Consider the following 672-nt stretch of genomic DNA (forward strand, 5'->3'; position numbering starts at 1 on the left):
CTCCTCATCCACCTGGGGACCAGGCCCTCCTCGCGCATGATGCGGAGGACGACCTTCTCCGAGGCGCGCACGGGCTCGTCGAGCTCGCGCAGGCGCGCCGTCACGAAGCGGTACCCCCGCGCCCCCTCGCCGTCCTCGGTGAAGATCCTGCGCACGAGCGCGCGCAGGGGCGCGCGCCGGTCGGGCCTCGCGATCGCGCGGCGCTGGTACTCATAGGAGCTCTTTGATATCCCCAAGGAACTCGTGAGTTCTCTCAAGGACCACTTCCCGCACGGCCTCAGGCGGTCTATCACCAGGGTCTTCTCCCTGTTCGACATCCCGTCGAGGCTCTCGGCTTTTAAAACGTCCTGCACCGCCCTCAGCACCGCGTTCTCGAGCCTGAGCCGCTCGATCAGGGCGTCCTTGTCCTCCGGGTCGATGTCGGGGTAGTCGGGGCCGTCCCCGACGAGTCGCGGCAGGTCCATTCCTCCACCGGCCCTTCCCGCGGGCTTGCGCACGTCCCTGATCCAGCGCCAGACGGACGTCTTGCCGGGCCCGCCGAGTATCTCGGTTATCTCCATGACGGTGAGCCCGGCGCCGCGAAGCGCCCTGGCCCTCTCCACCATTCTCCTACTGTATGCCATGCGGACTCCGTTCCGGACCTCAACGGTCCAACTTTTTGTCCGCAGTCCC

General features: G+C 67.3%; 1 protein-coding gene. It reads right to left on the bottom strand.

Going from position 1 to position 672, the window contains the following annotated elements; translation table 11 throughout:
* On the bottom strand, nt 1-623 hold a 623-nt coding region (locus ACTM82_RS08985; RefSeq protein ID WP_441055881.1), incomplete at its 3' end, for an IS3 family transposase.
* Between the last annotated feature and the right edge of the window lie 49 nt (nt 624-672).

The sequence above is a fragment of the Collinsella sp. HCP3S3_E5 genome, from assembly GCF_052067635.1.
Taxonomy (GTDB): Bacteria; Actinomycetota; Coriobacteriia; order Coriobacteriales; family Coriobacteriaceae; genus Collinsella.